The organism is Chiayiivirga flava, from assembly GCF_014202825.1.
GTDB classification, from domain to species: domain Bacteria; phylum Pseudomonadota; class Gammaproteobacteria; order Xanthomonadales; family Xanthomonadaceae; genus Chiayiivirga; species Chiayiivirga flava.
This window is the reverse complement of record NZ_JACHHP010000003.1, coordinates 466,258-479,160: the sequence shown is the minus strand read 5'-3', so window position 1 is coordinate 479,160 and position 12,903 is coordinate 466,258. Positions and strand designations below refer to the sequence as shown.

The 12,903-nt window shown below is 69.2% G+C and carries 9 protein-coding genes; all 9 read left to right on the top strand.

Features of this window, described 5'->3' with window-relative positions:
* The first annotated feature begins 109 nt into the window (after positions 1-109).
* The 9 genes from HNQ52_RS10515 (at position 110) to HNQ52_RS10475 (ending at position 12,876) form a co-directional block, all read left to right on the top strand.
* Positions 110-421, top strand: a complete 312-nt coding sequence (locus HNQ52_RS10515; protein ID WP_183961092.1) for a hypothetical protein — start codon at positions 110-112, stop codon at positions 419-421.
* Positions 422-502: 81 nt separating this feature from the next.
* On the top strand, positions 503-865 hold the full coding sequence (locus HNQ52_RS10510) for a VOC family protein (protein ID WP_183961091.1): 363 nt from the start codon (positions 503-505) through the stop codon (positions 863-865).
* 284 nt (positions 866-1,149) lie between these two features.
* Positions 1,150-3,657, top strand: coding sequence for a bifunctional aspartate kinase/homoserine dehydrogenase I (thrA, locus tag HNQ52_RS10505; RefSeq protein WP_183961090.1), 2,508 nt, complete (start codon positions 1,150-1,152; stop codon positions 3,655-3,657).
* A gap of 261 nt (positions 3,658-3,918) precedes the next feature.
* Positions 3,919-4,839 (top strand): homoserine kinase, encoded by a 921-nt coding sequence (locus HNQ52_RS10500; protein ID WP_183961089.1) that lies wholly within the window; start codon positions 3,919-3,921, stop codon positions 4,837-4,839.
* Positions 4,839-6,134, top strand: a complete 1,296-nt coding sequence (gene thrC, locus HNQ52_RS10495) for a threonine synthase (RefSeq protein ID WP_183961088.1) — start codon at positions 4,839-4,841, stop codon at positions 6,132-6,134. Before HNQ52_RS10500 ends, thrC begins: the two co-directional genes overlap by 1 nt.
* A gap of 187 nt (positions 6,135-6,321) precedes the next feature.
* Entirely contained in the window at positions 6,322-7,929 is a 1,608-nt protein-coding gene (locus HNQ52_RS10490) for a hypothetical protein (protein WP_183961087.1), read from the top strand.
* 113 nt (positions 7,930-8,042) lie between these two features.
* Positions 8,043-9,635 carry a hypothetical protein gene (locus HNQ52_RS10485; protein ID WP_183961086.1) on the top strand — a complete coding sequence of 531 codons (1,593 nt, stop codon included), beginning with the start codon at positions 8,043-8,045 and terminating at the stop codon, positions 9,633-9,635.
* Positions 9,636-9,719: 84 nt separating this feature from the next.
* Positions 9,720-11,360, top strand: coding sequence for an acetolactate synthase large subunit (locus HNQ52_RS10480; RefSeq protein WP_183961085.1), 1,641 nt, complete (start codon positions 9,720-9,722; stop codon positions 11,358-11,360).
* 79 nt (positions 11,361-11,439) lie between these two features.
* A complete protein-coding gene (locus HNQ52_RS10475; RefSeq protein ID WP_183961084.1) occupies positions 11,440-12,876 on the top strand; it encodes an aldehyde dehydrogenase family protein in 1,437 nt (478 codons plus the stop codon).
* The last annotated feature ends 27 nt before the right edge of the window (positions 12,877-12,903 follow it).

Sequence of the window (12,903 nt, the reverse complement as noted above, 5' to 3'; positions counted from 1 at the left end):
CGGCGTGGCCCCACGCCGGGCGATCGACCGGATCGGCTAGAGTGCACCCGGGCTCCCGATCGGCGTGCGACCGAACGGCGCAAACCCAGGCAGCCACCGGGGCACAACCTTGAAACAACAGCTCGTCATCAAACTGTGGCGCAAGTCGCTCGCGGACGAGGCTTTCCTCGCCACGGTCGAGGATGCGCTGCGTGCGGCGCTCGGGGCTGCGGTGGAACTGGAGGGCTACGACATCAGCGCGAAGGAGATCAATCTCTTCATGCTGACCGCCGATCCGCGGCACACGTTCCGCCGCGCGCGCGAGGTGCTGCAGGGGTTCGGCGTCGACGCGGGGGTGTCGGCCGCGTATCGCCTCGTGGGCGGCGTGAAGTTCACCTCGCTGTGGCCGCTGCGAGCGACGCGCAGGTTCACGCTGCCGTAGCGGACGCGGTCGCGACGCGGCGATCCCCGCATCGCGCACGCGGTATGCTGTCACGATGTAAGGCCAATTCTGGTGGTTGCGATGAAGATGACGCGCATCGTCCCGATGCTGCCGGTGCGAAGCATGCCGGCGAGCGTCGCGTTCTATTGCCTGCTCGGCTTCGAGGTCGAGCAGCGCAACGACGGCTGGCGCTGGGCGATGCTGCGGTTCGACGCGTGCCGGATCATGCTCGACGAATCGATCAACGTGGCGCCGTCGCTGCCGCGCGCATCGGTGCTGTACCTGTATCCGGACGACATCGTGGCGTACCACCGGATGATCCGCGCCAACGGCGTGCAGGTTCCGGACCTTGAGGAATCGTTCTACGGCATGACCGAGTTCCGGTTCGACGATCCGGACGGCAATCGCCTGTGGATCGGCCAGGCGACGGCGCCGACGGAATGAGCCCTGCCCGCCGACGAAGCGCCGACGCGCCCCGATTGCTGCAGCGCGGCCGGCGCCCGCCGCCGCACGCAGCGCTTGACAGGCCGCACCCTGCCGGGTTCTTCTAGCCCGATGCTGCCCCGCAACACGTCACCGACGCCCACGTCGATTACCGCGACCACCACCCGTCGCAGGGTGCGTCCGGCCGTGGACAGATAAACGAACCCGGCCCCGCACCTCGACGAGGATGCGGGCCGCGGCAGCGAACCCCGTCCGACGCGAGCGGGGCCTCAACCGGAGGTCCGATGAGCGCGCTCGATCCAGCACCGTCCCCGCAGCACGCGGCCGTCCTATCTCTGGCGACGACGGTCGCGCACAAGTTCGGCGGCTCCAGCCTCGCCAGCGCGCAGCGCTACGCGCACGTGGCCGGCTTGCTGCGCGGGCGCGACGACGCCGTGCAGGTGACCGTGGTGTCGGCGATGCAGGGCGTCACCGATGCGCTGATCGCGCTCGGCGACGCCGCCGTGGCCGGCGAGGACTGGCAGCCGCACTGGGATGCGCTGCACGAAAAACATCGCACCGCGGCGGCAACCCTGCTCGGCACGCACGCGGACATCACCCTGGCATGGCTCGATGCGCAGTTCCAGGATCTGCATGCGATCCTCGCCGCGCTCACCCTGCTCGGCGCGTCGGGCGAACCTGCGCTGGCACGGGTGCACGGCCTGGGCGAGGTCTGGTCGGCGCGGCTGCTGGCCGACGCATTGCGCGCCGCCGGCGACGACGTGGCCGTACTCGATGCGCGCAACGTGATGGAAGTGGGCCGCAACGAGCTCGGCGTGGTGGTCGACTGGGACGCCAGCGCGCGCCGGCTCGCCGCGTGGCGGCACGAACATCCGCAGGCACGCGTGGTGGTCACGGGCTTCGTCGCACGCGACGCGAAAGGCGCGGCCACCACGCTCGGGCGCAACGGCAGCGATTTTTCCGGCGCGATCTTCGCCGCGCTGTTCGAGGCCGCCGAACTGCACATCTGGACCGATGTCGACGGCGTGCTGTCGGCCGACCCGCGCGCGGTGCCGGACGCGGTGTACCTGCCGAAGCTCTCCTACGACGAAGCCTGCGAGCTGGCCTATTTCGGTGCCAAGGTGATCCACCCGCAGACGATGGCGCCGGCGATCGCGCGCGGCCTGCCGATCGTGATCCGCAACACCTTCAATCCCGCGCACCCGGGCACGCGCATCGACGCGGCCGGCGACACCGCCGCGCTGCTGCCGGCCAAGGGCCTGTCGCTCGTGTCCGATCTCGCGCTGCTCAACGTCGAGGGCAGCGGCATGATCGGCGTGCCCGGCACGGCCGAACGCGTGTTCGCGACCTTGCATGCGTCGAACGTCTCCGTGGTGATGATCTCGCAGGGCTCGTCGGAACATTCGATCTGCTGCGTGGTGCGCGCGGCGCAGGCGCAGACCGGCCGTGCGGCGCTGGAGCGCGCGTTCGCGCCGGAGCTGGCGCAGGGCCAGATCCAGAAGGTGACGCTGGAAGCGGGCATCAGCGTGCTCGCGGCCGTCGGCGACGGCATGGCCGGCACGCCGGGCGTCGCGGCACGCTTTCTCGGCGCGCTGGCGCGTGCACGCGTGAACCTGCGCGCGATTGCGCAGGGCGCGTCGGAACGCAACATCTCGGTGGCGATCGCCGCGGCCGATGCCACGCGCGCGCTGCGCGCCGCGCACGCCGGGTTCTGGTTGTCGCCGCAGACGATCTCGCTCGGCGTGATCGGTCCGGGCAAGGTCGGTGCGGCGCTGCTCGACCAGATCGCACAGTCCGCGCCACGGCTGCTGCGAGACACAAATCTCGACCTGCGCCTGCGCGGCATCGCCGACAGTCGCCGCGCCTGGCTCGGCGAACACGACAGCGGCGACTGGCGCGCCAAGTTCGACGCCGCGACGCCGAGCGATCTCGACGCCTTCGTCGCCCACGTCCATGCCGCACACCTGCCGCACGCGGCCATCCTCGATTGCAGCGCAAGTCCAGCGGTCGCCGCGAAGTATCCGGACTGGCTCGCGGCAGGCATCCATGTCATCACGCCCAACAAGCAGGCCGGCGCCGGGCCGTTGCCGCATTACCACGCGATCCGCGCGGCGGCGGCGGCGGGCGGCGCGCGATTCCGCTACGAGGCCACCGTCGGCGCGGGCCTGCCGGTGATCCAGACCCTGCGCGACCTGCTCGACACCGGCGACGAGCTGCATAGCGTCGAGGGCATCTTTTCCGGGACGCTGGCGTGGCTGTTCAACCGCTACGACGGCGTGCTGCCGTTCGCGCAGCTGGTGCGCGAAGCGCACGCGCTCGGCTACACCGAACCGGACGCGCGCGACGACCTCTCCGGCACCGACGTGGCGCGCAAGCTCGTGATCCTCGCGCGCGAAGCCGGATACGCGCTGAGCCTCGACGATGTGCAGGTGGAATCGCTGATCCCTCCGGAACTGGTCGCCGTGTCGGCGCAGGAATTTCTCGATCGCCTCGGCGATTTCGACGACGCGATGCGGGCGCGCTTCGCCGCCGCGCAGGCGCAGGGCAACGTGCTGCGGTACGTGGCCGCGTTCGATCGCGAAGGACGCGCGCAGGTCGGGCTGCGCGCGCTGCCGGCGTCGCATGCGTTCGCGCACTTGCAGCTGACCGACAACATCGTGCTGTTCAGCACGCGGCGCTACTGCGACAACCCGCTCGTGGTGCAGGGGCCGGGGGCCGGGCCCGATGTGACGGCGGCCGGGGTGTTTGCCGATCTGCTGCGCGTGGCGACGGCGTTGGGGGCGCGGGTCTGATGGCGTTTGCGTGGCGGAGACTGTGTCGCTGCGCTTGCCCCCTTCCGCCTGCCGGCACCTTCCCCCGCTTTGCGGGAGAAGGATTTCTTCGCTGCAAAGCCGGGTAACTTGGAGTCTCTTCGCACCACTTATAGAAACAACGGCTCCCGGCGCGTGTTGCCTGCCCTCACTGGAATCCTTCTCCCGCAAAGCGGGGGAAGGTGCCGGCAGGCGGAAGGGGGCGCGCTCCTGAGCCATCACGAAACGACCACGAACGATCCCATGCCCCACCAAGCCACCGCGTTCTCCCCCGCCAGCGTCGGCAATGTCGCCGTCGGCTTCGACCTGCTCGGCCACACCCTGCGTGGCCCCGGCGACACGGCCACGGTGCGCCGCATCGACGAGCCGCGCGTGCGCATCGCCGCGATCCGCGGCACTGATGCCGCGCTGCCGCTCGATGCCGAGCACAACACCGCGGGCTGCGCGCTGATCGCGCTGCGCGAGGCGCTGGCCCTGCCCTGCGGCTTCGAGATCGAGATCGACAAGGGCATCGCGCTCGGATCGGGCATGGGCGGCTCCGCCGCGTCGAGCGTGGCCGCGCTCGTCGCCGCGAATGCGCTGCTCGACACACCGCTGACGCGCGCCGAGCTGTACGGTTTCGCGGTCGATGGCGAGGCCGTCGCGAGCGGCGGCCGCCACGGCGACAACGTCGGCCCGATGCTGCTCGGGGGCCTCACGCTGGCCACCGCAACGCAACTGGTTTCGATCCGCGTGCCGGACGACTGGCACTGCGTGCTGGTGCATCCGGAGCAGGTGCTCGAAACGCGCCACGCGCGCGAGGCGCTGCGCGGCGCGTACGAACTCAAGGACTTCGTCGCGCAGAACGCGAACCTTGCGCTGACGCTCACCGGCTGTCTGCGCGGCGATGCCGCACTCGTCCGCGCCGGACTCGCGGACGTGCTGGTGGAACCGCGCCGCGCGTCGCTCATCCCGGGCTTTGCGGCGGTCAAGCGCGCTGCGCTCGACGCAGGCGCGATGGGTTCGAGCATTTCCGGCGCAGGACCCAGCGTGTTCGCCTGGTTCGAGACGCGCGACGCGGCGCAGGCCGCGCTGATGCCGATGCGCGCAGCCTTCGACGCCATCGGCGTCGCGAGCGAAGGCTGGGTGTCGCCGATCAACGGCCCGCGCGCGGAGGTGCTGTGATGCGCTTCGTCAGCACGCGCGGCGGTGCACCGGCGGTTACGCTCTCGCAGGCCATCGCCGCGGGCCTCGCGCCGGACGGCGGGCTCTATGTGCCGGACACCCTGCCCTCGCTGTCGCCCGCGGATTTCGCCGACTGCGTCACGTTGCCGCAGATCGCCGCCACGCTGCTGCGGCCGTTCTTCGCAGGCGACGCGCTCGCGCCCGAGCTCGACGCGATCTGCGACGAGGCCTTCGACGTGCCCGCGCCGCTGCGGCCGCTGGGCGACGACACGCACCTGCTCGAACTCTTCCACGGCCCCACGGCCGCGTTCAAGGATTTCGGCGCGCGCTTCCTCGCTGCCTGCCTGACACGCCTGCGCGCGGGCGCGCAGACACCGCTCACGATCATCGTTGCGACCTCGGGCGACACCGGTGCGGCGGTCGGAGGCGCGTTCCACCGCGCGCCCGGACTGCGCGTGGTGATTCTCTATCCCGACGGTCGCGTCTCGCCGCGCCAGGCGCATCAGCTCGGTGCCTTCGGCGACAACGTGCGTGCGCTGCGCGTGGCCGGCAGCTTCGACGACTGCCAGGCGCTGGTGAAACGCGCGCTGGGCGACACGGCACTGCAGGCGCGCGTGGCGCTGAGCTCGGCCAACAGCATCAGCCTGGGTCGCCTGCTGCCGCAGATGAGCTACTACGCCAAGGCTGCGCTCGAGCACCGGCGCGCGCACGGCGGCGTGCTGAACTTCGCGATTCCCACCGGCAACCTCGGCAATGCCATGGCCTGCATCCTCGCGCGGCGGATCGGGCTGCCGATCGGCAAGGTGCTGCTCGCCACCAACGCCAACGACGTGCTTCCGCAGTTCTTCGACGGTGCGCCGTACACGCCGCGCGCGAGCGTGGCGACGCTCGCCAACGCGATGGATGTCGGTGCGCCGAGCAATTTCGAGCGCCTGCGCTGGCTCACGCCGGACGACAACGCGCTGCGTGCCGGTCTGCGCGCGATCGCGGTCGACGACGACGCCATCGCGCGAACCATCCAGGACGTGTGGGACGCGCACTTCTTCGCGATCTGCCCGCACACCGCCACCGCCGTGCACGCCCTGCAGCGCGAACGCGCAGCAGGGCGCGCGCACGGCATCTGGGCGGTGGCCGCGACCGCGCATCCGGCGAAGTTCGACACCATCGTCGAGCCACTCGTCGGCGCGCGCGTGCCGCCGCCGCCGGCGCTCGCCGCCCTTCTGTCCCGACCCGCGTCCGCCACGGCGATGCCCGCCGACGATGCGACCTTCGTGCAGGAACTGCTGCGCGGCTGAGCGGCACATGCGTTCTGCATGGCGCATCGACCGCCCACAGTGCAGCGTGCGCGACGCGTGCGCCGAAGACGTAACGAACCATGAAGGTTTTTCTTACGGCGCGCTAACGCGTGCGCGTGTGCGCCGTGCGGCATGCAACACTCGATGTCGATTCGCCGGCGCGGCCGGCAGCTTCCGGAGTGATTCCATGCGCAGATTCGTCTTTCTCGCCGCCTGCGGCATCGCACACAGCGCCCACGCCGAGGTACCGCTTCCTGCCGAAGGCGTCTGGCGGTTCCCTGCGTCCAACGGGTCGGGCCTCACGCTGGATGTGCGCGACCGCACCGTCGGCATCGGTCTGTACACCTATGACGAAGACGGCGACAGCGTGTGGTACTCGGGTGCGGGCCAGCTCGTCGACGGCGTGCTCGACACCGACCTGTCGCTCTACCGGGAGACGGCGCCCGGCGTGGTCGAGGCGGTGGGTGCGCCGCGCGAGTTCCGTCTGACCTTCTCGGACAGCACGCACGCGACGCTGAGCTTCGACGGCACCAACAACATCGCGACCGAACACCTGGCGTTCGGTGCCGACTACATGAGCGGCTGGACACCGCAAGGCCTCCCGGCCCACGCCTTGCCCGACCTGCGTGGGCACTGGCTGTTCGCCACGCGACCGAGCGAAGCGATGGGTCTGTCGTCGGCCTACGACGTCGAGTTTGCGGTTTCGTCCGTGTCCGAAGACGGCCGCACCGCACTGTTCCGCTCGATCGACTACCCCGTCGACGGGCGTCCCGATGCACTGCGCACGTACGAGATGCGCTGTGCCCCGTTCGAAGCCAGCACGCGTTGCGATCTCGTCGCCGGCATCCTGCCGGTCGAATCGGGCGATGTGCCGCGCCTGGTAGGCAGCTTCGATCCGCGCGACCTGTCGCCGAACCGCGCCGCCGGAACCGACGAATTCGGCGACGTGTTCGGCTTCCGCATTCCCGCCGATGTGCAGGCGGCGCCGCAACCGGGCATCTGGCAGATCGTGGGCCGCAACGGCTCGGGCATGACCCTCGACGTGCGCGAGAACGGCGCTGCCGTCGGACTGTTTTCCTACGACGCCGAGGGCAACGCCACGTGGTCGCTCGCACAGGGTCCGATCGTGCAGAACACGCTCGCCGCGACGCTGACGGCATTCAGCGGCGGCAGCTGCCTTGCGTGCGAGCAGCAGGATCCCGAGGCGCAGACGGTCACGCGTGCGCTGTCGCTGCAGTTCGTCAGCGCCACGCGCGCCCTTCTGGTGATCGACAACGCCGATCCGATCACGCTCGTGCTGTTGCCGTACGGCACCGGCTACGTGCAGTCGCCCATGGAGAACGATCCGCTCGAGATCGACTTCGGTCCGCATCCGGTGCCGCGGCTGAGCGGCCGCTGGGCCTTCACGCAGAGCGATGTCGCGACGCAGCGCGAACCCGATGCCGGCGTGGCACTCGACTTCATCGATCACGAGGTCACGCCGGCGGACGACGGCGTGCACGCGGCGCGCATCTCCGCCCGCGCCGCCGACATCGCGCGCGGCCTCGTGCCCGAACCGTTCAACGAACAGCGCTCGCTCGACTGCGGCACCTTCGGCGGTGCGGCCGTGGCCACGTGCGAGATGTTCTACCGCGCCGTGGAGGACAGCGAGATCGACGATCCGCCCGCGTTCGAATCGCACGCCGTCGGCGATCTCTCCGACCTCAGCGGCACACGCTACATCGGCACCGGCACGGGCGGCCTCGATGCCACGGTGTGGGGCTTCCAGCTGCCGACGGCCAGCGATACGCCGTGACCTGCGTCGCAGGACGCCGCGTTCACACGGTGGGAGAATCGCTGCAATCGCAGCAGTACCGGAGGCCGACCGCTGCGACGGTGACGGCCCTCGCATCCGATGGAGACAGAACGATGGCAACCAAATTACCGCTGCTCGCCGTCCTGCTTGCAGGCCTGTCCGCCACCGCGTCGGCGCAGGTGTGGGTTCCCGCCGACGGCGTCTGGCAGATCGACGGCGCCAACGGCTCCGGCCTCACGCTCGATGTGCGCGACGATGCCATCGGCGTTGGGCTCTACACCTACGACGATGCCGGCAACGGCACCTGGTACTCCGGCGCCGGGGCCTTGGTGGACGGCGTGCTCGCCGTCGAATTGACGCGGTTCGCCCGCGGCGATGGATCGCCTGCAGCGGTCGATTCGCTTGCCGTGACGCTGCAGTTCCAGGCCAGTGCGGCCGGCACCGTGTCCATCGGCGACGGCCCGGCGCGTCCGATGCGGCAGCTTGCGTTCGGCGCGGACTACGTCGAGGGTCTGGATCTTGCGGGCGCGAGCGGCACGACCGACGCGATTCCCGACCTCTGCGGGCGCTGGGTCTTTTCCGACACCGCGCCGGGCGGCATGGGCAGCATCGATGTCACGTTCATCAGCATGCAGATCACCGACGAAGGCGCGAGTTTCGCCACCGAACCTGCGGATGGGACTCTCGACGGCGGCGACTACTCGGTCGCGTGCGGTGCGAACCCGGCCGCGGAAGATCCACCCAGCCTGTGCCTGCTGTACGCACACCACGACACCTTGCCGCCCAGCGAGCGAGCACGGTTCGATCCCGCCGACCTGTCCGCGATGCGCATCGCCGGCGCACCGACCACGGCCATCGGCTTCCGTGTGCCGTCGACTCCGAACGAACCGCAGTCGGGCATTTGGCAGATCGCCGGTCGCTTCGGAGAAGGCGTGACCATCGACGTGCGCCCGGACCTGATCGCCGTCGGTGTCTACGGCTACGACGCCGACGGCAACGCCACGTGGTCGCTCGCCACCGGTGCCCCCGTCGGCGACGTGCTGGAGGCCGACCTCGTCACGTTCGCCGGCGGCAGCTGCATCGCGTGCGAACACACCGATCCGCAGATCGATTCGACCCGGTCGATGCGCCTCGAATTCGTCGGCGCAACGCGTGCGCGACTGACCATCGGCGATGACGCGCCGCTGGCGCTGTCGTTGCTGCCGTTCGGGGCGGACTACCTGGACAAGCCGCTTGCCGGCGATCCGCTGGCCGAGGAATTCGGGCCACATGCGCTTCCGGCACTCGGGGGCGCCTGGGCGCAGACGAGTGTCTACGCGACGACGCCGATCGACGCGCCTCCGTTTTTCAAGTCGTCGGCCTACACGTTCGCCGATGTGGAAACCGTCAGCCTCGATGGCGAAACCTACTCCGCCCTGATCGCGGTCCCCGACGAGCAGTGGGGCCCGCCGTCCGAGTTCGGCGGCGGGTCCTATGCCTCGTCGATCGCATGCGAGGTCGGACTCGGCGACGACACGGCCGACTGCAGCCTGATCAATCTCGGCGGGTTCGGCTCGCCACCATCGGGGCCGACGGACATCGCCGACATCCTGCCGTGGAACATGAGCGCCACGCGCATCAGTGGCGTGAATCTCGACGGGCCGTTTCCGGAACCGGTCTACCTGTTCCGCATCCCGCTGCGGCCCGCGGTCGACACCACGCGCTGACCCGCAGTCACGCCCCGCACGCGTGTGCACGCGTGGCGTGCGCGAGCCGCTATGCTTCCGGGATCGCCATCGCGGGAGCGTCGCATGAAGGCATCGGACCTGTTCGTCCGTGCGCTTGAAGCCGAAGGTGTCGAGTACGTGTTCGGCATTCCGGGCGAGGAGAACCTCGATCTGCTCGAGGCGCTGCGCACGTCCACTATCCGCCTGATCCTGACCCGGCACGAACAGGCCGCGGGTTTCATGGCGGCCACCTACGGCCGCCTCACCGGCAAGGCCGGCGTCTGCCTCTCCACCCTCGGACCCGGCGCCACGAACCTCGTCACCGCGGCGGCGTATGCGCAGCTCGGTGCGATGCCGATGTGCATGCTCACCGGGCAGAAGCCGATCAAGTCGAGCAAGCAGGGGCATTTCCAGATCGTCGACATCGTCGACATGATGAAGCCGCTGACCAAGTTCACCCGCCAGATCGTCTCGGCCGACACGATTCCGGCGCGCGTGCGCGAGGCGTTCCGGCTGGCCGAGGAAGAACGGCCCGGCGCCACGCATCTGGAGCTGCCCGAAGACATCGCGGGCGACCCGACCGATGCCATCCTGATCCCGAAAAGCGCGTCGCGCCGACCGGTGGCAGACGACAAGGCCATCACCAATGCGGTCGAGGCGATCGACAACGCGAAGCGTCCGCTGTTGATGGTGGGAGCCGCCGCGAACCGCCGCACCACCAGCAAGATGCTGCGCGAATTCGTCGACAAGCTCGCCATTCCGTTCTTCACCACGCAGATGGGCAAAGGCGTGGTCGACGAAACCCATCCGCTCTGGCTCGGCAACGCGGCACTCTCGGACGGGGACTTCGTGCACCGCGCGATCGAGCGCGCCGACTGCATCATCAACGTCGGCCACGACGTGATCGAGAAGCCGCCGTTCTTCATGAACCGTGGCCGCCGCACGGTGATCCACGTGAACCACTTCAGCGCCGAGGTGGACACGGTGTACTTCCCGCAGATCGAGGTCGTGGGCGACATCGCCAACTCGGTGTGGCGGCTCAAGCAGCGGCTCGAACCGCAGCCGCACTGGGATTTTTCCTGGTTCGACACCGTCCGCGCCGCGCTCGCCGGGCAACTGCGCGACGGCGCCGACGACGCGCGCTTTCCGATGTACCCGCAGCGCATCGTGGCCGACGTGCGGCGCGTGATGGGCGAGCGCGACATCGTCTGCCTGGACAACGGCATCTACAAGATCTGGTTCGCGCGGCAGTACCGCTGCCGGCAACCGAACACCCTGCTGCTCGACAACGCACTCGCCACGATGGGCGCGGGGCTGCCGTCGGCGATGGCGGCCAAGATCGTGTTCCCCGACCGGAATGTCGTGGCGGTGGTGGGCGACGGCGGCTTCATGATGAACTCGCAGGAGCTGGAAACCGCCGTCCGCCTGCATCTGAACCTCGTCGTCATCGTGTTGCGCGACGATGCGTTCGGCATGATCAAGTGGAAGCAGGCGCACATGGAGTTTCCCAACTTCGGTATGGACACGGGCAACCCCGACTTCGTGAAGTACGCCGAGAGTTACGGCGCGCGCGGGCACCGGCCGGCATCCGCCGACGACTTCGCCGGGCTGCTGGAACGTGCGCTGGCGATGCCGGGCGTGGATCTGATCGAGGTGCCGGTCGACTATTCGGACAACGACCGTATCCTCAATCACGAGATTCGCGCGCTGAGCGCGAGCGTCTGAGTTCCGTCGCCTCGCGTCGCACCGGGTTGCAATTGCAGGACCGTCCACCGCCCTTTTCGATCCGATGGAGGATGAGCACATGCTCAACGACACCTATCCCTACTACCTCGCCGGCAAGCCCGTCTTCGCCAACACCGATCTGGAGGTGACCGACAAGTTCTCCGGCAAGGTCGCGACCCGCGTCGCGCTTGCCGACACGCAGGCCATCGATGCAGGTATCACTGCGGCGGTGGAGTCGCAGGCGGCGATGGCCGCATTTGCGCCATACCGCCGCCAGCAGGTGCTGATGCACTGCGTGCAGCGCTTCACCGAGCGCGCCGAGGAGATGGCGATCGCGCTTTGCATCGAGGCCGGCAAGCCGATCAAGGATTCGCGCGGCGAAGTCTCGCGCCTGATCGACACCTTCCGCGTCGCGGCCGAGGAAGCGGTGCGCATCGGCGGCGAGGTGATGAACCTCGAAATCTCGGCCCGCGCAAAAGGCTACCGCGGCATGTGGAAGCGCGTGCCGATCGGTCCGTGCTCGCTGATCGCACCGTTCAACTTCCCGCTCAACCTGGCCGCGCACAAGATCGCGCCGGCCATCGCCGCCGGCTGCACGTGGGTGATGAAACCCGCGAGCCGCACGCCGATCGGCGCGCTGATCATCGGCGAGGTGCTGGCCGAAACCGACCTGCCCGACGGCGTGTTCTCGATCCTGCCCGCGCACCGCGACGGCGCCGATCTCTTCACCGAGGACGATCGCCTCAAGCTGCTCAGTTTCACCGGCTCGCCGGACGTTGGATGGATGCTCAAGGCAAAGGCCGGGCGCAAGAAGGTGGTGCTGGAACTGGGCGGCAACGCCGCCGTCATCGTCGATGCGGACCAGAAGAACAATCTCGACCATGTGGTCGAGCGCGTGATCTTCGGCGCCTACTACCAGTCCGGACAGAGCTGCATCGGCGTGCAGCGCGTGCTGGTGCATGCCGACATCTACGACCAGTTCCGCGACAGGTTCGTCGCCGCGGTGAAGGCGCTGAAGATGGGCGATCCGCGCAAGGAAGAGACATTCATCGGTCCGATGATCTCCGAGTCCGAGGCCGTGCGCCTGGAAGGCTGGATCGACGCGGCGGTGACCGCCGGCGCACACCTGCTGCAGGGCGGTTCGCGCGACGGCACGATGCTCGAACCCAGCGTGCTGGAGGATGTGCCGACCAACGTGAAACTGCACGCCGAGGAGGCGTTCGGCCCGGTCGCCTCGCTCTACCGGTTCGACGATTTCGAAGACGCGCTGGAGCAGGTCAACGCCAGCCGCTTCGGCCTGCAGGCCGGCATCTTCAGCAACGACGTGCACAAGGCGATGCGCGCGTGGGACGTGCTCGAGGTCGGCGGTGTCGTCATCAACGACGTTCCGAGCTGGCGCGTAGACAACATGCCGTACGGCGGCGTGAAGGACTCGGGCCTCGGCCGCGAAGGCGTGCGCTTCGCGATCGAGGACATGACCGAAATCCGGCTGCTGGTCATCCGCGACCCGCAGTGAGGCCGCGCGCCCGGCCGACGCCTCGGC

What these genes read in the sequence shown, in the direction of transcription:
- HNQ52_RS10510 (WP_183961091.1), top strand. Translation starts at nt 503, where the DNA reads ATGAAGATGACGCGCATCGTCCCGATGCTGCCGGTGCGAAGCATGCCG.
- HNQ52_RS10485 (WP_183961086.1), top strand. Translation starts at nt 8,043, where the DNA reads ATGGCAACCAAATTACCGCTGCTCGCCGTCCTGCTTGCAGGCCTGTCC.
- HNQ52_RS10490 (WP_183961087.1), top strand. Translation starts at nt 6,322, where the DNA reads ATGCGCAGATTCGTCTTTCTCGCCGCCTGCGGCATCGCACACAGCGCC.
- thrC (WP_183961088.1), top strand. Translation starts at nt 4,839, where the DNA reads ATGCGCTTCGTCAGCACGCGCGGCGGTGCACCGGCGGTTACGCTCTCG.
- HNQ52_RS10475 (WP_183961084.1), top strand. Translation starts at nt 11,440, where the DNA reads ATGCTCAACGACACCTATCCCTACTACCTCGCCGGCAAGCCCGTCTTC.
- HNQ52_RS10480 (WP_183961085.1), top strand. Translation starts at nt 9,720, where the DNA reads ATGAAGGCATCGGACCTGTTCGTCCGTGCGCTTGAAGCCGAAGGTGTC.
- HNQ52_RS10500 (WP_183961089.1), top strand. Translation starts at nt 3,919, where the DNA reads ATGCCCCACCAAGCCACCGCGTTCTCCCCCGCCAGCGTCGGCAATGTC.
- thrA (WP_183961090.1), top strand. Translation starts at nt 1,150, where the DNA reads ATGAGCGCGCTCGATCCAGCACCGTCCCCGCAGCACGCGGCCGTCCTA.